Below are 17093 nucleotides of genomic sequence, written 5' to 3'. Positions count from 1 at the left end.
CGCGTCACGCCACGACGTCTATACCATCACCAGCACGAACACCCGAAAATCCCAGCACGGCAAGAACACCAAGTCGAGCAACCCACGACCCCGCCAAACAGGTTAAAACTCAAGCTAGGTGCTGTCCGGTAAGTCAGCGGAGCCAGATCGTTCCGGGCTGATGAACCTGATCCGCCGGCTCTGCATCGCCTCGCGGGTCGAGGGATGCGAGTAGGCCTTGTCCGCGATCACCGTCTCCGGCCGGCACCGTCGTTGGCGACACGGATGCCGTCCAGCAGCGGCAGCACCCACGGGGCGCCGGTGCGGAGTTTCGACAGGATCGCGTTGATGCCGTGACGGTGATCCCGCCACTGCCGGCCACCGCCCTGCCGCGGCGGCAACGGCTCAATCGCCGCCCACGCCTTGTCCGTCAGCTCACCGCGACCAACCACCGCGCATGGCTACCAGAAACCCAGGTCAACCACTTACCGGACACGCGCTAGGCGCCCGCCAGGGCCAGCACCGCGCGAGCGCGCTCGACCATCGCGACGTCGAGGAACGTCCCGTCGGTCAGGGCGATCGCGCCGACGCCGGCGGCGGTGGCGTCGGCGACGCGGGCGAGGACCTCGCTCGCGCGCGCCACCTCCTCCGGGCTCGGCAGGAACGCCGCGCGGATCGTCGCGAGCTGGGCGGGGTGGATCGCCGTGCGGCCGCGGAAGCCGAGCGCCCGCCCGGCCCGGCACGACGCTGCGAGCCCGTCCAGGTCGCGGACGTTGGGGTACGCCGACATCGCGGGCGGCACCAGCCGCGCGGCCCGCGCCGCGACGATCACGCGGCTGCGGGCCCACGTCAGGCCGGCCTCGTCGTCGATGCCCAGGTCGGAGCGCAGGTCGGCCTCACCGAGGCCGATCGACGCGACCTGCGGTGACGCGGTCGCGATCTCCAGCGCCCGTTCGACGCCGAGCGCCGACTCGATCAGCGGGTGCAGGTCGCGCCCGGGTACCGCGGCGGCCAGCGCCAGGACCTCCGCGGGCGACTCGACCTTCGGCACCCGGACCCCCACCGGCAACGGCAGCCCTGCGAGCGCCGCGACGTCCGCCGCGTGCCACGGCGTGCTCGGGTGGTTGATCCGCACCTGCACCGCGCGGTCCCCGGCCTCCTCGCCCAGCAGCCGCACGACGTTCGCGCGCGCCGCGTCCTTGTGCGCGGGCGCGACGGCGTCTTCGAGGTCGACGAGCACGACGTCGGCCTCCGACGCGAGGGCCTTCCCGACGCGCTCGGGCCGGTCGGCCGGCACGTAGAGCAGCGTCAGCGCCGGCGTTTTCATACGGCCCCCTCCTCGCGCAGCGAGGCGATCCGCTCGGCGGAAAACCCGAGTTCCTTCAACACACCGTCGGTGTCGGCGCCGTGCGCGCGGCCGGTGAAGCCGATGACGCCGGCGTTGTCCGACAGCCGGAACAGCGGGCCCTGCATGAGCATCGGGCCCAGCTCGGGGTCGTCGATCTCGTGGATCGTGCCCAGCGCCCGGAACTGCGGGTCCTCGACGATGTCGGCGGCGTCGTAGATCGACGCCACCGCCGCCTGCGCTTCCTCGAACGCGGCGACGACTTCCTCGCGCGTGCGCTGCGCGATCCAGCCGCCCACGGCTTCGTCGAGCTCGTCCGCGTGCTGCGCGCGATCGGCGCCCCGGGCGAACCACGGCTGCTCGACCAGGTCCGGGCGCCCGACGAGCCGCACCACGCGTTCGGCCACCGACTGGGCCGAAGTCGACACGGCGACCCACTGCCCGTCGGCGGTGCGGTAGGTGTTGCGCGGCGCGTTGTTGATGGACCGGTTCCCCGTGCGCGGCTGGACGGTGCGCAGCTGGTCCCACCGCGTGATCTGCGGTCCGAGCATCGCGAGGATCGGCTCGATGATCGCCGTGTCCACGACCTGGCCGCGCCCGCTCGTCACCCGCGCGGACAGCGCGACCATGATCGCGTACGCGGTGGCCAGCGACGCGATGCCGTCGGCGAGCCCGAACGGTGGCAGCGTCGGCGGGCCGTCCGGTTCCCCGGTCGTGGCCGCGAACCCGCTCATCGCCTCGGCGAGCGTGCCGAAGCCGGGCCGCGACCGGTACGGGCCGAACTGGCCGAAGCCGGTGACGCGCGCGAGCACGAGCCGCGGGTTGCGCGCGGAGAGCTCGGCGTAGCCCAGCCCCCATCGTTCCAGCGTGCCGGGGCGGAAGTTCTCGATCACCACGTCGGCCTGCTCGGCCAGCGCGAGGAACACCTCACGCCCGCCTTCGCTGCCGAGGTCGGCGGTGACGGTGCGCTTGTTGCGCCCCAGAGTTTTCCACCACAGGTTCACGCCGTCCTTCGCGACACCGTGGCCGCGCGAGGGATCGGGCCGGCGCGGGTGCTCGACCTTGATCACGTCGGCGCCCATGTCGCCCAGGTGCATCGCGGCCATCGGGCCCGCGAACAGCGTCGACGCGTCCACCACGCGCAGACCGGCCAGCGCGCCGTCGGCGGCGTCCCGGGTCGTCGTCACGCCCGCACCTCCCCGTCCCACGCGCACCGGAACCCGACCGTCGCGCCGCGCGCGAGACCGAGACCGGGCAGCAGGAGTTTCACGCTGACGTCGGGCGCGTGGCGGCCGCCTTCGACGTACCACTCGGAGCCCTCGGCCCGGTAATCGCTGCCGCCCTTGAGCAGCACGAACCGCGTGCGTCCGTCGGAGTGCTCGCTCTCGGTCCAGTTCCACACGGCGGGTTCGCCGCGGCGCACTCCGCCGGTCTCCCCCGCGAGCTGCCATTCGTCCTCGGTGGGCAGCCGGCCGCCGCGCCACGCGCAGTACGCGCGGGCGTCGTCGAGATCCACATACGTCACCGGCTCGCCGGGCCGGGCCGGGCCACCGCCGGTCCAGTGCGCGAGGAACCGGTGCGGCTGCGCGGGCCGGTACCCCGTGGCGGCGAGGAACTCCGCGAACTGCGCGTTGGTCACCTCGGTGGCGGCGACCGACACGGCGCCGGCCAGCGAACCGGAACGCTGGAGCGTGCGCGCGTCGTGCAGCCGCGGCGGCAACGGCTTCCACTCGTCCACGTACGGCGCGCCCTGGTACATGCCGGTCTCGCGGGCGCGGTAGCGGACGGTCAGCACGTACGGTCCGGCGGGGACCACGACGGCGCCCGCCTCGGGCACCCCCGATGTCCGTTGTGGACGGACGCGTTCGGCTAGGCGGTGCGGGAACCGGGCCTCGGGGTCGTGCGGCGCGGCGCGCAGCGCCTCGCGCAGTTCCGGCAGCCACGCGGGTTCCGGTGTGCCGTCGGCGAGGTGCAGCACGGCGCCGATCCCGCGACCGGGCACGCCGCCCAGCAAGTCGAGCACCTTGCCGGGCCCGGCGGGCAGCACGTCGCCGGTGAAGTCCTGCGTGCCCCGGTTGACGAGCGTCCACAGAGTCACGCCGTCGCGCTGCCAGCTGGCCGCGTACACCCCGGCGGCGTCGGCTTCGGGTGTCAGCTCGGCCAGCGGCGTCCACTCGCCGCCCAGCAGCAGGTCGCCGGCGGCGCGCTGGACGGTCACCACGCGCCGCACGGTCGCGGCGTCGCGGCGGGACCAGCCGACCCACACGCCGAACACGACCTCCCACACCATCACGCCGGCGCCGTTGAGCCACGCCGACTGCAGTTCTTCGGAGTGGTCGCGGTGCCAGCGGCGCACGTGGTGCTGCATGTGCCGCCGTTCGTACCAGTGCGCGCGCAGCACGCCGGGCACGGCCGAATCGGCGAAGAACTGCGCCCACGACGCCGTGTGGTCGGCGATCCGCTCGACCGGCAGCTTCGACTCGCCTTCCAGCACCAGGCCGGGCCGGGCGGCTTCGAGCCGTTCGACGAAACCCGGTTCGGCCTTCTTGAGGGTGTCGAGGAAAACGCCGTCCGCCTCGAAGTCCGCGACGAGCGCCGCGAGCTCCGTCAGGTCGTCCTCGCCGCGGCGGGTGCCGACGTCCCACGGGTTGTAGTCCACGAACACGTGCAGTCCGGCGTCGTGCAACGCGGTGATGAGCTCCCGCAGGCCGGGGACGTCGCGGTAGAAGTCCCACTGGTTGCGGTCGTCGAGCCCGATCACCGGGTAGGCGTGCCACAGCACGACCGCGTCCAGGCCACCGAAGCGTTCGCGCGCGTCGGCGAGGAAGCGTCCGGGGGTGAACTCGCCATCCGCGAAGGAGTACAGCAGCTCGTCCCACAGCCAGACCTGCGCGACGGTGTGGCAGCGCGCGGCCCACGCGGCGCCGGGCCGGTCGTAGGCCTCGCCGGTGTAGCCGTGGCGGCGGCGCGAGTCCTCGCGCCACTCGCGCAGGCGGGCGCGCCACGCGGGCCGGTCGGCGGGATCGTCCGGCGCGGCGAAGATCTTGGCTTCGTCCAGCGCTTCGAGCTGCTCGGCGGTGAGCGGCCCGAGGGGAACGTCGGCGGGCCGGTCGATCGGACGCGGCACGAGGGGGTCGAACGGGGCGGTCATCACACCTTTTCTCCGGCCGCGAGAGCCGCGACCTCTTCGGCGGTGGGAACGGCGGCCTGCGCGCCGGGCCGCGTGACGGCGAGCGCGCCGGCCACGCAGGCCAGCCGGGCGGCGGCGGCCAGCGGCCGGCCCTGGGCGAGCCCGGCGGCGAGCACGCCGCAGAACGTGTCGCCGGCGCCGGTGGTGTCCACTGTGGTCACCCGGATCCCGGGCACCCGCACCGGTTCCCGGCCGCGTTCGGCGACGAGACAGCCGTCGCCGCCCAGCGTGACCACGACGGCCGGCACCCGCTTCAGCAGTTCTTCGGCGCTACCACCGAGGTCCGCGGCTTCGTGCTCGTTGACCACGAGCACGTCGAGCGCCGCCCAGACGTCGTCCGGCAGCACCCGCGAGGGCGCGGCGTTGAGCACCAGCAGCGCGCCGGGGTTGCGGGCGGCCGCGGCGGCGCGCACCACGTCGAGGGGGATCTCCAGCTGCGCCAGCACCACGTCGGCCGCCGCGATCCGCGCGGCTTCCGCCTCGCCGATGCGCACGTGCTCGTTCGCGCCCGGCGCCACGACGATCGCGTTCTCGCCGTCGGGGGACACGGTCACGAACGCCGTGCCGGTCGGCGTTTTCGTGCGGGCAACGAGGTCGGTCCGCACACCCGTGCCGCCGAGCGACAGCAGGATCAGGTCCGCGGCCTCGTCCTCCCCGAGGGCGCCGATGAACGTCGTGTGCGCTCCCCCGGCCAGCGCGGCTCCCACAGCCTGGTTCGCGCCCTTGCCGCCGGGACTGCGCCGCAGTCGCCCGCCGAGGATCGTCTCCCCGGCCCGCGGCGGCCGCGGCACGTCGACGACCAGGTCGGCGTTGGCCGACCCGACCACGACCACGGTTCCGGTCACGACACGCGCTCCGGCGCGGCGAGCGCGATCGTGCGCGCCGCGAGGTCGGCGATCTTCTGCTCGCCGCCGGGCAGCGACGTCGCGATCCGGCCCTCCAGCGGAGCCACCCACTGCTCGCCGATGCCCTCGACCCCGCGCAGGGCACCGACGACCCCGCCGACGGTCGCGGCCGCGGAGTCGGTGTCCCAGCCCGCCGTGACGGCGATCGAGACGCTCGGCCCGAACTCGCCGCCGCCCTTGGCCAGGGCGTAGGCGATCACCGCGGCGTTGCCGAGCACGTGGACCCAGTGCAGGTCGCCGTAGGCCGCGTGGAGCCGGTCGAGTCCGGCGCGCACGTCGCCTTCACGAGCCGCCGCCCGGCCGAGGCGCACGGCTTCGGCGAGCCGGCTGCCCGGCGGGAGCACCGTGGCCGCCGCGTCGAGCACCTCGTCGACGGTGGCGCACACCATCGCGGCCGAAGCCAGCGCGGCGGCCCACATCGCGCCGTAGCCGCCGTTGCGCGTGTGGCTCAGCCGCGCGTCGGTCCACGCGAGCCGCGCCGCGCCGCGCACTTCACCCGGCGACACCCAGCCGAACACGTCGGTGCGGATCAGCGCGCCGATCCACTCGCGGAACGGGTTGAGGTACGTGGCGGTCTCGGGCACCGGCCGCGCGTCGAGGATGTTGCGGTAGGCCGCCCGCTCGGCCGTGAACACGCGCCCGGCCGGGAGGTTGTCGAGCCACAGCTGCGCGACGTCGTCGGTGGTGAACCCGCGGCCGTGCGTCTCCAGCAGGGTCAGCGCCAGCATCGGGTAGTTGAGGTCGTCGTCCTCGGGCATCCCGTGGATGTTCTCCTCGAGCGAGGTCTTCGCCGAGCGCCGGTTCCACGGCCAGCGCGCCGCGACGTCGGCGGGCAGCCCGACCGCCGTGAACCACCGCTCGAGCGGCCAGCGGCCGGTCGCGCGCAGGATCTCCTCGATGCCCTCGCGCGGGATCTTCTCCACGGGCTTGCCGAGCAGGCAGCCCGCGGCCCGGCCCGTCCACGCGCCGAGCACCCGACCGTCACGCAGTCCTCTCGGCAGTTCCGGGGCGGCCGGGAGCAGGGCTTCGATCGCGGCCCACTCGTCCGGCTCGGCCGGCGACAGTGCGGCCGGCAGTTGCGCCAGCTCGGCGAGCAGCGTGCGCGCGAGCTCCCGCAGGGCGGGCGGCGCCGGGACCGGCCCGGCGCCGCTCACGGCGGGGACGGGATCGCCGCCCGCCGCCACCCAGCGTTCGCGCACCACCGAAACGTCCTTGCCCTCCGCGGCGGCCTGGACGAACTCGTGCGCCAGCAGGTCCTCGGGCTGGGCCCAGGTGAGCCTCACGAGCCCTCCACCGTGCTCACTGTGCCCGCGGTGCCCGTACTGTCCACAAGAGACATCGGAGCGGCGTCCAGCCCGTCGAGCGATTTGAGCCGGGCCTGCGCCCGCTCGCGGTCGGCCCGCACGATGTCGGCCGCGGCCGCCGCCAGCAGGTGCCCGGTCTCGGCGACGTCCATGCGGCTGGCCTCGCTGATCGGGTCGAGCCACTCGGCCGGCACCACGGCCGCGCCGCCCAGGCCCGCGCAGATCGCCCCGGCCATGGCGGCGATCGAGTCCGCGTCGCGGCCGTAGTTCACGGCCGCGAGCACGGCGCCGCGGAAGTCGCCGCGGTGCGCGAGCACGAACGCCAGCGCCGCCGGCAGCTCCTCGATCGACTTGGTCCGCGACGGGCGCCGCGCGTCGAGCGACATCTGCCGGTACTCCGGGCCGACCGAATCGAACGGCTCCACCACTTCCCGGACCTTCCAGGCCAGCGCGCGTTCCTCCGCGTCGCTGGCCGGCGCCGCCGCGGTGCCGCCGAACGCGTCGACCACGGTCCGGATCGCCGCCGCGGTGCCGTCGTGCGCGAGCTCAAGCGCCGCCGCTGTGACGTCGTCGAGCGTCGCGCCCGGGGCGACCGCGGCCGCGACCATCGCGGCCAGCACCCCGGCGGCCTCCCGGCCGTAGCTGGACTGGTGCGCACCGGTGAGGTCGATCGCCTCGGCGTAGGCACCACGGGGATCACCCGGGTTCACCACACCGACCGGCGCGACGTACATCGCCGCACCGCAGTTGACGACGTTGCCGACCCCGGCCTCCCGCGGGTCGACGTGCCCGTAGTGCAGCCGCGCCACGATCCACTTCTCCGCGAGGAACACGCGCTGCAGCAGCAGCGCCGTCGACTCCAGCTCCGGCACCCACCGCGGTTCGCCGATCATCAGCGGCACGAGGTCCTCGGCCACCGCGAACGCGTCGAGGTGCTCCCGGCGCTTCGCGTACACCTCGACGATCGCCCGCGTCATGAGGGTGTCGTCGGTGATGTGCCCGTCGCCCTTGTGGTACGGCGCGATGGGCCGCGCGTCACGCCAGTTCGGGTACCAGGGTCCGACGATGCCGGTCACGCGGCCGCCGTGGCGCTCCTCGATCTGCTCGGGGGTCCACCCTTCGACGGCTCCGCCGAGGGCGTCGCCCACGGCCGCGCCGGTGATCACCGCGACGGCCCGGTCTTCCAGCCAGGTCAAGAGAATCCGCTCCAGTCCCAGTTCGTTGTGTGAGGGGTCAGTTGGTGGTGACGCTCTTCCAGCCGTTCTGCAGCTGGGTGGCGAGGCCGCCGGCGTCGGTCTTCTGGGCCAGGAACTGCTGGTACGCCGGCGTGGCGACGGTGTCCTTCCACTGCGGGTACTTGCTGGCGAACAGGTACGGCGCGGACGTGATGTACTGCCCCGACGCGAGGATCTGGTCCCAGCCGGTCTTGCCGGCGAGCTTCGCCGACAGCACCTGGCGAGCCGAGTTCGTGGGCGGGATCAGCGCGTCGGCCTCGTTCATCGCGGCCAGGTTCTCGGTGCTGGTGAAGTAGTCGATGAACTCGGCGGACTCCTTGACGTGCTGGGAATCCTTGTTCACCGACAGCGTCTGCGGGCTCGCGGCCTGCGCCGGACCGGCCGGGCCCGCCAGCGGGGGCAGCACGACCCAGTCGAAGCCCTTCGGCGCGTCCTTGGCGATGTTCGCGGCCTGGTAGGAACCCTGCACGGTCATCGCGATCTGACCGGCGTAGAACGGCGCGAGCGCCTTCGAACCCGACTGCGTGAGCGTCACCGGCAGCACCGAGTGGTCCTGGTACGCCATCTGGTCGACGAGCTTCGGCAGCGCCATCTCGCCCTCGCCCACCGTCAGGTTCGCCTGGTCACCGGTGCCCTGGAAGTACTTGCCGCCGAAGCCGGGAGCCAGCGCGACGAACGCGGCCGTCGGGCTCGACAGGCCCCAGCCGAGGCCGTACTTGCCGCCCTTCGTGGTGGCCTTGGCGATCTGGCGCAGCTGGTCCCAGGTCATCGTCTTGCCGGTGGGCACGGCGACGCCGGCCTGCTTCAGCAGGGTCTTGTTCGCGAAGACCACGTAGGACTGCACCTCGGTCGGGAACGCGACGACCTTGCCGCCGAACGTCACCGAGTCCAGCACGCCCTTCTGGAAGTCGGCGCGCTTCTCCGGAGTGAGGTACGGCGTGAGGTCGGCGAGGTAGTCGTCGGCCGCGAACGGCTCGATGCCCGCCGCCTCGTAGTGGACGATGTCCGGCGCGGTGCCGGCGTTGAACTGGGTGATCAGCTTGTCGTAGACGCTGTCCCAGCCCGCCTGCACGATCTTGACCTGGACGTCCTTGTGCGAGGAGTTCCAGGCGCCCACGATCTTCTGCGTCTCGGCGATCGCCGCGGGCTGGTCGGACAGGGACTGGAAGGTGAGGGTGACGGGACCGCTCGCGTCCCCAGTGCCGCTGCCGCACGCGGCGAGCAGCAGACCGGAGACCATCAAGCTGGCGGCGACCAGCGCGCGTCGTGTCTTCATCGACCGACCTTTCGGGGTTTTCTTCGGGGGTATGGGGGTTTCAGCGGGCCGGCGGTGCGGGGTCATCCCTTCACCGCTCCGGCCATGAGCCCGCTGGTGAGCTTCTTCCGCAGGATGCTGAAGAAGACGATGCTGGGGATCGCGGCGAGCACGGCCCCGGCGGCGAGCGGCCCGAGGGCCGTCTTGCCCTCGCCGCCCACGAACATGTTCAAGGTGATGGGCAGGGTGTAGTTCTCCGGCGACTGCAGCAGCACCAGCGCGAAGAAGAACTCGTTCCACGACGAGACGAAGCTGAACATCGCCGTCGCCACCACACCGGGCGCCAGCAACGGGAAGACGATGGTGCGCAGCACGGTGAACCGGCCGGCGCCGTCCATCGCCCCCGCTTCCTCGAGTTCCGTGGGGATCGCGGCCACGTAACCCTGCAGCATCCACAACGCGAACGGCAGCATGTACGTGGTGTGCACGAGCGTGAGCCCGACGAGGTTGTCGGCCAGCCCGAGCGTCCGCAGGATCAGGAACAGCGGCAGGATGATCAGCACCACCGGGAAGACCTGGCTCACCAGGATCCAGCCGACCCCCGCGATGCGGACCTTGCCCTTCAGCCGCGCCAGCACGTAGGACGCGGGCACGGAGATCACGATCGACAGCACCGTGGACGCGAGCGCGACCAGCAGGCTGTTCCACGCCGAGTGCAGAAGTCCTTGGCGCGTCAGGGCTTCGGTGTAGTTCTCCCAGTGCCACTCGTGCGGCAGCAGGCTCACCGTGAGCGAGTTGAGCTCCCCCGAGGACTTCACCGACGCCGAGATCAGCCACAGCAACGGGAAGCCGAGGAACAGGATGTACAGCGCCAGCGCCACGTACTGGGCCGGACGAACGAGCAAGCGCACGGCTCAGCGCCCCTTTCCCGCGCCGGCGGCGCCGTCTTCCGAGCGGAACTGCGACCGCAGGTACACGGCGAGGATCAGCACGACCACCACCACGACGACGAGCCCCATCGCCGCCGCGTAGCCGATCTCGCGGTTCTTGAAGGCCTCCAGGTAGATGAACAGCACCGGGACCATCGTCTTGCCACCCGGTCCGCCCGCGGTGAGCACGTAGACCAGCGAGAAGGAGTTGAAGTTCCAGATGAAGTTCAGCGAGGTGATCGACGTGACGATCGGGCGCAGCGCGGGCCACGTCACGGCCGTGAACCGCCGCCACGCGCCGGCCCCGTCCACTTCGGCCGCTTCGATCAGCTCGCCGGGGATCTGCTGCAGCCCGGCCAGCAGCGTCACCGTGGTCTGCGGCATCCCGACCCACACGCCGACGACGATCACCGCCGGCAGCGCGGTCGAGAAGTCACCGAGCCAGTTGGTGTCACTCGGCAGCCCCACCGCGCCGAGGAACGCGTTGAGCGGGCCGCCGTTGGCGGAGTAGATCATCTGCCACATGATCGCCACGACCACCGGTGGCATCGCCCACGGCACGAGCGCGAGCACGCGCGTCAGGCCTTGCAGGCGCAGTCCCGAATTCAGCAGCAGCGCCAGGCCCATCGCGGCGGCGAGCTGGAGCAGCGTGACGCCGACCGTCCAGATCAGACCGATGCGCAGCGAATCCCAGAACAGCGCGTTGCCGCCGAGGCGGGCGAAGTTGTCGACGCCGGCGAAGCTGTAGTCGGGGTGGCGCACCAGGCGCGCGTGGGTGAACGCGAGCACGATGCCGATCACGAGCGGCGCCACGCTGAGCACGAGGATCGGGATCAGCGAAGGCAGCACCAGGGCGATCGCCTCGCGCCGGCGCGTGCGCGCCAGCGCCGAGGCGCGCTTGCGCGGACTCGGAGCCGGGGCCGGCGCGCCTGTGCGGTCCCGTTCGGTCAGGGACGGGGTCGTCATCGCGCACCTCGCTCGGTTTTCGGCGCCGCCGGTTCGGGGCGCGGCGGCTCGGCCGGGCCGGCGGGCCGCGGCCGGCGCGGGCGGGTCGGGGACAGCCGCACGGTCATCGCGCACCTCCCGCGGGCACGCTCGTCGATTCGCGGATCACCAGTTCCGGGCCCACGGAGATCTGCTGCGCGGCCTGGCCCGGGTCGTCGGCGAGCTGCAGCATGATGCGCGCGGCGGCGCGGCCGCGTTCAGTCGTGCCCAGGGACACGCTGGTGAGGCTCGGCTGGAAAACCCGGCCGATCTCGGTGTCGTCCATGCCGGTCACGGCGACGTCCTCCGGTACCGACAGGCCCAGCTCCCGCACCGCGCGGATGGCGCCGATGGCGAGCAGGTCGTTGGCCGCGACCAGGGCGTCGAGCCGGTCTTCCGGCGATCGCGCGAGCAGCCGCCGGGCGGCTTCGAGACCGGCGCTCACGGTGAAGTCGGCGGCGACCTCGCGCTCGATGCGCTCCGCCGCGATCTCCCCCGCCACCGCGTCGAACCCGCGCTGGCGCGAGGCGCCCGGCGTCGTGTCGACGGGCCCGTTGAGGAACCCGATGCGCCGGCGGCCGATGGCGTGCAGGTGGCGCACCGCCTCGCCGATCCCGCCGGCGGAGTCGGTGGACACGGAGCTGATGCCGCGGTCGTCCATCGCGCGCCCGATCACCACGACGGGCACGGGCGCCTGCTGGATCTCGGTGATCAGCGCGTCGTCGGTGCGCAGGGGGCTCACGATCATGCCGTCCACGAAGCCGCTGCCGAGGCTGCGCACCAACTCGACCGTCGACGTGGACGTGTCGCCCGTCGACATCACGACCACGCGGTAGCCGTGCGGCTCCAGGACCTCGTGGATCGCCCGCATCATCTCGACGTAGACCGGGTTGCCGATGTCCGCCACCGCGAACGCGACCTGGAACGTCTTCTTCATCCGCAGCGACCGGCCGATCGCGTCGGGGCTGTACCCGAGCTCCTCCGCGGCGGCCCGGACGCGCTCGACCATCGCCTTGCTCGCGCCCGCCCCGTGCAGTGCACGGGAGGTCGAGGCCAGTGACACCCCGGCGCGCTCGGCCACCTGCATGAGCGTGGCCCGTGTTGACGTCATCGTCGCTCGTACCTCGGTTGTGGTCCCGCCACCGCTTGGAAACGTTTCCAAGTGGTGGCGATCGGGCGTTGGAAACGTTTCCAACGGGATTGATTCGATACTGCACCCCGACGGGGCGCCGTGTCAACCAGCGGTACACCACACCGCGGCGGGCAGGGTCTGGGCACTGCACTGCCCCGGGACGAAAGAAGGGGGCGGGGACCGCGGTCCCCGCCCCCTTCCGGAGGTCTTCGCCGAGCTCAGGCTCCCGATCGAGCTCAGACCAGGTCGTACCGGTCCAGCATCATGACCTTGTCCCACGCGGCGACGAAGTCGTGCACGAACTTCTCCTTGGCGTCGTCCGAGGCGTAGACCTCGGCGACGGCGCGCAGCTCCGAGTTGGACCCGAAGACGAGGTCCGCGCGGCTGCCGGTCCACTTGACCGCGCCGGTGGCGCGGTCGCGGGCCTCGAAGGACTCGGCGTACTCGTCAGACCCGTCGGCCGGCTTCCACTCGATGTCCATGTCGAGCAGGTTGACGAAGAAGTCGTTCGTCAGGGTGCCCGGGGCGTCGGTGAGCACGCCCTGCTTCGACTGCTGGTAGGTGGCGCCCAGCACGCGCAGGCCGCCGACCAGCACGGTCATCTCCGGCGCGGACAGGTTCAGCAGGTTCGCACGGTCGATGAGCAGGTACTCGCTCGGGAGGCGGTTGCCCTTGCCGCGGTAGTTGCGGAAGCCGTCGGCCTTCGGCTCGAGCGGCACGAACGACTCGACGTCGGTCTGGGCCTCCGTGGCGTCGGTGCGGCCCGGGGTGAACGGCACCGTCACCGTGACCCCCGCGTCCTTCGCGGCCTTCTCGACACCCGCCACACCGGCGAGCACGATCAGGTCGGCCAGCGAGATCTTCTTGCCGCCGGACTGGGCGCTGTTGAAGGCCTCCTGCACACCCTCGAGCGTGCCCAGCACCTGCGCGAGCTCGTCGGGGTTGTTGACCTCCCAGCCGCGCTGCGGCTCGAGGCGCAGGCGGGCACCGTTGGCGCCACCGCGCTTGTCACCGCTGCGGAACGTCGAGGCCGACGCCCACGCGGTGGAGACCAGCTGGCCCACGGTCAGGCCCGACTCGAGGACCTTCGCCTTGAGGTCCGCGACGTCGGAGGCGTCGACCAGTTCGTGGTCCACGGCCGGCACGCGGTCCTGCCAGATGAGCGCCTCGTCCGGCACCAGCGCGCCGAGGTAGCGCTGGTGCGGGCCCATGTCGCGGTGGGTCAGCTTGTACCAGGCGCGCGCGAACGCGTCGGCGAACTCCTGCGGGTTCTCGTAGAAGCGGCGCGAGATCGGCTCGTAGACCGGGTCGAAGCGCAGCGCGAGGTCCGTGGTCAGCATGCCCGGCGCGCGGTTGAGCTCACCCGACTCGGGGTCCGGCACGGTGTTCGCGGCCGCGTTGTTCTTCGGCTTCCACTGGTTGGCACCACCGGGGCCGGTTTCCAGCTCCCAGTCGTAGGTGAACAGGTTGTGGAAGAACCAGTTGCTCCACTTGACCGGGGTCGGGGTCCAGGTGATCTCGATGCCGCTGGTGATCGCGTCGCGGCCCTTGCCCGAGCCGAAGCTGTTCTTCCAGCCCAGGCCCTGCTCCTCGAGCGAAGCGCCCTCGGGCTCGGCACCGACGTACACGTCGGCGTCGGCGGCACCGTGGGTCTTGCCGAAGGTGTGGCCACCGGCGATCAGCGCGACGGTCTCCTCGTCGTTCATCGCCATGCGGCGGAACGTCTCGCGGATGTCGCGGCCCGCGGCCAGCGGGTCCGGGTTGCCGTTCGGGCCCTCGGGGTTGACGTAGATCAGGCCCATCTGCACGGCGGCCAGCGGCTCTTCGAGCTGGCGGTCACCGGTGTAGCGCTCGTCGCCGAGCCACGTGCGCTCGGGGCCCCAGTACACGTCCTGGTCGGGCTCGTACACGTCGACGCGGCCACCGGCGAAGCCGAAGGTCTTGAAGCCCATGGTCTCCAGGGCGCGGTTGCCCGTGAAGATCATGAGGTCGGCCCACGAGATCTTCTTGCCGTACTTCTTCTTCACCGGCCACAGCAGGCGGCGCGCCTTGTCCAGGTTGCCGTTGTCCGGCCAGCTGTTCAGCGGCGCGAAGCGCTGCATGCCCGCGCCCGCTCCCCCGCGGCCGTCGTCGATGCGGTAGGTACCGGCGCTGTGCCACGCCATGCGGATCATGAAGCCGCCGTAGTGACCGAAGTCGGCGGGCCACCAGTCCTGCGAGGTGGTCAGGACCGCGTCGACGTCGCGCGCCAGCTCGCCGAGGTCGACGGTCTGGAACTCCTTGGCGTAGTCGAAGTCCTCGTCCATGGGGTTGGCCACGGCCGAGTGCTTCCGGAGGATCGAGAGGTTGAGCTGGTTCGGCCACCAGTCACGGTTGCTGCCGCCCTCGGTCGGGTGCGCGAAGCGGCCCGTGTGGACGGGGCACCCGCCCGCGCTCTCCACGTTCATCTCGCCGACTTCGGCGTTGGGGGTGTCAGACACGGGAATCCTTCCGGGAATCGGTGTGGGTAGCGGTGGTGCAGTCGGGGCACAGGCCCCAGTAGATGACCTCGGCCTCGTCGATGACGAACCCGTGGTCGTCGGACGCGGTCAGGCAGGGCGCGGCGCCGACGGCGCAATCGACGTCGGCGATGGCCCCGCACGAGCGGCAGACGACGTGGTGGTGGTTGTCCCCCACCCGCGCCTCGTACCGCGCGACCGAACCCTCGGGTTCGATGCGCCGCACCAGCCCCGCGGAGGTCAGTGCGTTGAGGACGTCGTACACGGCCTGGTGGGACACCTCGCCGAGATCTGCTCGCACGACCCCGATGAGCGAAGCGGTGTCGGCGTGCGGGTGGTCGTGCACCGCGGACAGCACAGCCACCCGAGGACGCGTCACCCGCAGAGCCGCTCCGCGCAGCACGCGCTCGAAGTCCGCAGTCGTTGGCACGCGTGGCAGTGTGCCGCAGATTCTGGAACGAATCAAGAATCACTCACTGTTGTGAACCATCCGGGTCACCCGCCTGAACCGTGACACGCTGCGGGCCCGGAGTAAACTTACAGTCACGGAAATTTCGGCAGAACCCCGGGTGAGCAACGGGGTTTCGGCCGTTCGCGGCCACTCTGGACGATCAAGTCCCGAAAGGTGCGCGGCGCGTGGTCCGTGCCGGTCTGGACGACGGAGCGTCGTCGTCACCCGGTCTTTTCCCTGGTCCGCACCTGCGGCGGGAACGTCGCGAGCCCGGCCTCGAGCAGCCGCGCGGCGCGCAGCACGTCGGTGGTCACCGCGCCCCGGATCCGCGCCGGGGTGCGGCCGGCGTCGACGTGGCGGGCGAGGCTGCGGAACTGCACCTGCCACAACCCGAGCAGCGCGGTCGCGGCGATCTGCGGCTCGGGATCGGCCGCGTCCCGGCCCGAGCGCTCGGCGAGCACCAGCGTGGCCTGGTCCACGAGCTCGTCGACCAGGTCCCGCTGGTACGCGGCCAGCGCCGGCGTCGAACGGATCAGCGCACCGTAGCGGCGGAAGGCGGCGCCGGCGGCGCGGCGGTCGCGTTCGTGGTCGAGCCAGGCCGTGAACGCGGCGAGCTCGCCGGCGAGGATCCGCAGCACCGCCTCGACCGGGGCGCGCGCCGGGTCGCCGAGTTCCGCGCGCAGGGCGGCCAGCGTCGCGTCGGGGCGGTCGAGGATGAGGGATTCCTTGGTCGGGAAGTAGTTGAAGACGGTTTTCTCCGAGACACCGCACGCTCGCGCGACGTCGGCGACGCGCACGGCGTCGAAGCCGCGGGCGAGGAACAGCTCGGTGGCGGTGTTCGTCAGCAGGCGGCGCGTCTCGCGTTTCTTGCGCTCGCGCAGGCCCGCCGCGGGCGCCTCGTCCCGCGGGGCCCGCAACGCCGCCCAGTCGACCGTCCGCCCGCCCACGGACCCGAGGATAACGGCGGAACCGGCGGAAAAACCGGTCAGCGGCGGGCGACGCTGCCCCGCACCGCCCACGCCCGGGCCGTCAGGGTGATCGAGCCGTCGGCCGCGATCGGCAGCCGCGCGTGCAGCAGGTCGCGCAGCGCGCGCAGGTGGTCTTCCGGCAGGCGGGCGGCGTAGCCGGGCGCGGGACCTTGCCCGCCGAGGAACGGGGACCAGTAGTCGTCGAAACCGGCGAACGCCGTGGGCACCTGGATCGCCCGCACCACCACCCCCGTCAGCCCGGCGTCCGTCCACAAGTGACTCAGCGGATCGGGACGGCAGAGCGGGAAGCGGCGACCTTCGTCGAGTTCGGCCACCGCCGGGTCGAGCACCGCGGCGGCGTCCCAGAACCAGCGCATCAGCTCCATGCCGTCGGCGTAGTCCCACACGTACGCGGCCACCACCGCCCCCGGCTTCGCCGCGCGCCGCCACTCGGCCACGGCCCGCGCGGGCTCCGGCACGAAGTTGAGCGCCAGCCCGCTCACGACGGCGTCGAACCGGCGGTCGGCCACCGGCAGCGCCCGCGCGTCGGCGACCGCGAACGTCGCCCGCGGGTCGGCCACGCGCCGGCGGGCGTACGCGACGAACGGGGCCGCCGCGTCGACGCCCACGACCGCGGCGGGTTCGTCCACGGCCAGCACCGCCGCGGTCAGCGCGCCGGTGCCGCACCCGACGTCGAGCCAGCGCGCGCCCGGCGGCACCACCGTCGAGTCCACGAACGCGGCCGCGACCCGCCGGCTCCACCGGCCGACGTACCGCTCGTAGGCGGCTCCGGCCGACCACTCGTCCATCACCCGACGGTACGCCGGCCGGCAACCCTCCACAGTGGACCGGACCCGGCCGGGTGACTTTACATTCGGTTACCTCTTGTCAAGTTCGATGTACATCGCTTACCGTTTT

General features: G+C 72.4%; 15 protein-coding genes. All 15 read right to left on the bottom strand.

Translation table 11 applies throughout. The features are described from left to right. Positions 1–227 precede the first annotated feature (227 nt). Entirely contained in the window at positions 228–431 is a 204-nt protein-coding gene (locus tag ACIA77_RS27645) for a transposase (RefSeq protein ID WP_395888896.1), read from the bottom strand. Positions 432–478: 47 nt separating this feature from the next. Continuing rightward, the gene (locus tag ACIA77_RS27640; RefSeq protein WP_395888895.1) at positions 479–1306 is read right to left on the bottom strand and encodes an HpcH/HpaI aldolase/citrate lyase family protein; all 828 of its coding nucleotides are present in this window, start codon (positions 1304–1306) and stop codon (positions 479–481) included. Beyond that, complete coding sequence (locus ACIA77_RS27635; protein ID WP_395888894.1) at positions 1303–2511, bottom strand: CaiB/BaiF CoA transferase family protein; 1209 nt, start codon at positions 2509–2511, stop codon at positions 1303–1305. The genes ACIA77_RS27640 and ACIA77_RS27635 overlap by 4 nt, the downstream gene beginning before the upstream one ends. Then, positions 2508–4475, bottom strand: a complete 1968-nt coding sequence (locus tag ACIA77_RS27630) for an SUMF1/EgtB/PvdO family nonheme iron enzyme (RefSeq protein ID WP_395888893.1) — start codon at positions 4473–4475, stop codon at positions 2508–2510. The genes ACIA77_RS27635 and ACIA77_RS27630 overlap by 4 nt, the downstream gene beginning before the upstream one ends. Next, complete coding sequence (locus ACIA77_RS27625) at positions 4475–5359, bottom strand: ribokinase (RefSeq protein WP_395888892.1); 885 nt, start codon at positions 5357–5359, stop codon at positions 4475–4477. The genes ACIA77_RS27630 and ACIA77_RS27625 overlap by 1 nt, the downstream gene beginning before the upstream one ends. Next, positions 5356–6702, bottom strand: a complete 1347-nt coding sequence (locus tag ACIA77_RS27620) for an ADP-ribosylglycohydrolase family protein (protein WP_395888891.1) — start codon at positions 6700–6702, stop codon at positions 5356–5358. The genes ACIA77_RS27625 and ACIA77_RS27620 overlap by 4 nt, the downstream gene beginning before the upstream one ends. Next, a complete protein-coding gene (locus ACIA77_RS27615) occupies positions 6699–7919 on the bottom strand; it encodes an ADP-ribosylglycohydrolase family protein (RefSeq protein WP_395888890.1) in 1221 nt (406 codons plus the stop codon). Before ACIA77_RS27615 ends, ACIA77_RS27620 begins: the two co-directional genes overlap by 4 nt. Before the next feature lie 37 nt (positions 7920–7956). Then, positions 7957–9234 carry an ABC transporter substrate-binding protein gene (locus ACIA77_RS27610; RefSeq protein WP_395888889.1) on the bottom strand — a complete coding sequence of 426 codons (1278 nt, stop codon included), beginning with the start codon at positions 9232–9234 and terminating at the stop codon, positions 7957–7959. Positions 9235–9296: 62 nt separating this feature from the next. Further along, the gene (locus tag ACIA77_RS27605; RefSeq protein WP_395888888.1) at positions 9297–10124 is read right to left on the bottom strand and encodes a carbohydrate ABC transporter permease; all 828 of its coding nucleotides are present in this window, start codon (positions 10122–10124) and stop codon (positions 9297–9299) included. 3 nt (positions 10125–10127) lie between these two features. Continuing rightward, entirely contained in the window at positions 10128–11108 is a 981-nt protein-coding gene (locus ACIA77_RS27600) for a carbohydrate ABC transporter permease (protein ID WP_395888887.1), read from the bottom strand. A 103-nt stretch (positions 11109–11211) separates the two neighbouring features. Continuing rightward, positions 11212–12237 carry a LacI family DNA-binding transcriptional regulator gene (locus ACIA77_RS27595; protein ID WP_395888886.1) on the bottom strand — a complete coding sequence of 342 codons (1026 nt, stop codon included), beginning with the start codon at positions 12235–12237 and terminating at the stop codon, positions 11212–11214. A 257-nt stretch (positions 12238–12494) separates the two neighbouring features. Next, positions 12495–14738 (bottom strand): catalase/peroxidase HPI, encoded by a 2244-nt coding sequence (katG, locus tag ACIA77_RS27590; RefSeq protein ID WP_395888885.1) that lies wholly within the window; start codon positions 14736–14738, stop codon positions 12495–12497. Then, complete coding sequence (locus tag ACIA77_RS27585) at positions 14731–15186, bottom strand: Fur family transcriptional regulator (protein ID WP_395888884.1); 456 nt, start codon at positions 15184–15186, stop codon at positions 14731–14733. Before ACIA77_RS27585 ends, katG begins: the two co-directional genes overlap by 8 nt. A gap of 242 nt (positions 15187–15428) precedes the next feature. Then, a complete protein-coding gene (locus ACIA77_RS27580) occupies positions 15429–16154 on the bottom strand; it encodes a TetR family transcriptional regulator (protein ID WP_395888883.1) in 726 nt (241 codons plus the stop codon). Between the two features lie 38 nt (positions 16155–16192). Next, on the bottom strand, positions 16193–16984 hold the full coding sequence (locus ACIA77_RS27575) for a class I SAM-dependent methyltransferase (RefSeq protein WP_395888882.1): 792 nt from the start codon (positions 16982–16984) through the stop codon (positions 16193–16195). Positions 16985–17093 lie beyond the last annotated feature (109 nt).

This window comes from Amycolatopsis sp. NPDC051903 (assembly GCF_044452505.1).
GTDB lineage: Bacteria > Actinomycetota > Actinomycetes > Mycobacteriales > Pseudonocardiaceae > Amycolatopsis.
Note: the sequence above shows the minus strand (reverse complement) of the source record. Positions and strands in the feature narration are given on the sequence as shown.

Coding starts and splice junctions, on each gene's coding strand:
- ACIA77_RS27640 (WP_395888895.1), bottom strand. CDS start 1,306: ATGAAAACGCCGGCGCTGACGCTGCTCTACGTGCCGGCCGACCGGCCC.
- ACIA77_RS27630 (WP_395888893.1), bottom strand. CDS start 4,475: ATGACCGCCCCGTTCGACCCCCTCGTGCCGCGTCCGATCGACCGGCCC.
- ACIA77_RS27610 (WP_395888889.1), bottom strand. CDS start 9,234: ATGAAGACACGACGCGCGCTGGTCGCCGCCAGCTTGATGGTCTCCGGT.
- ACIA77_RS27600 (WP_395888887.1), bottom strand. CDS start 11,108: ATGACGACCCCGTCCCTGACCGAACGGGACCGCACAGGCGCGCCGGCC.
- ACIA77_RS27595 (WP_395888886.1), bottom strand. CDS start 12,237: ATGACGTCAACACGGGCCACGCTCATGCAGGTGGCCGAGCGCGCCGGG.
- ACIA77_RS27575 (WP_395888882.1), bottom strand. CDS start 16,984: ATGGACGAGTGGTCGGCCGGAGCCGCCTACGAGCGGTACGTCGGCCGG.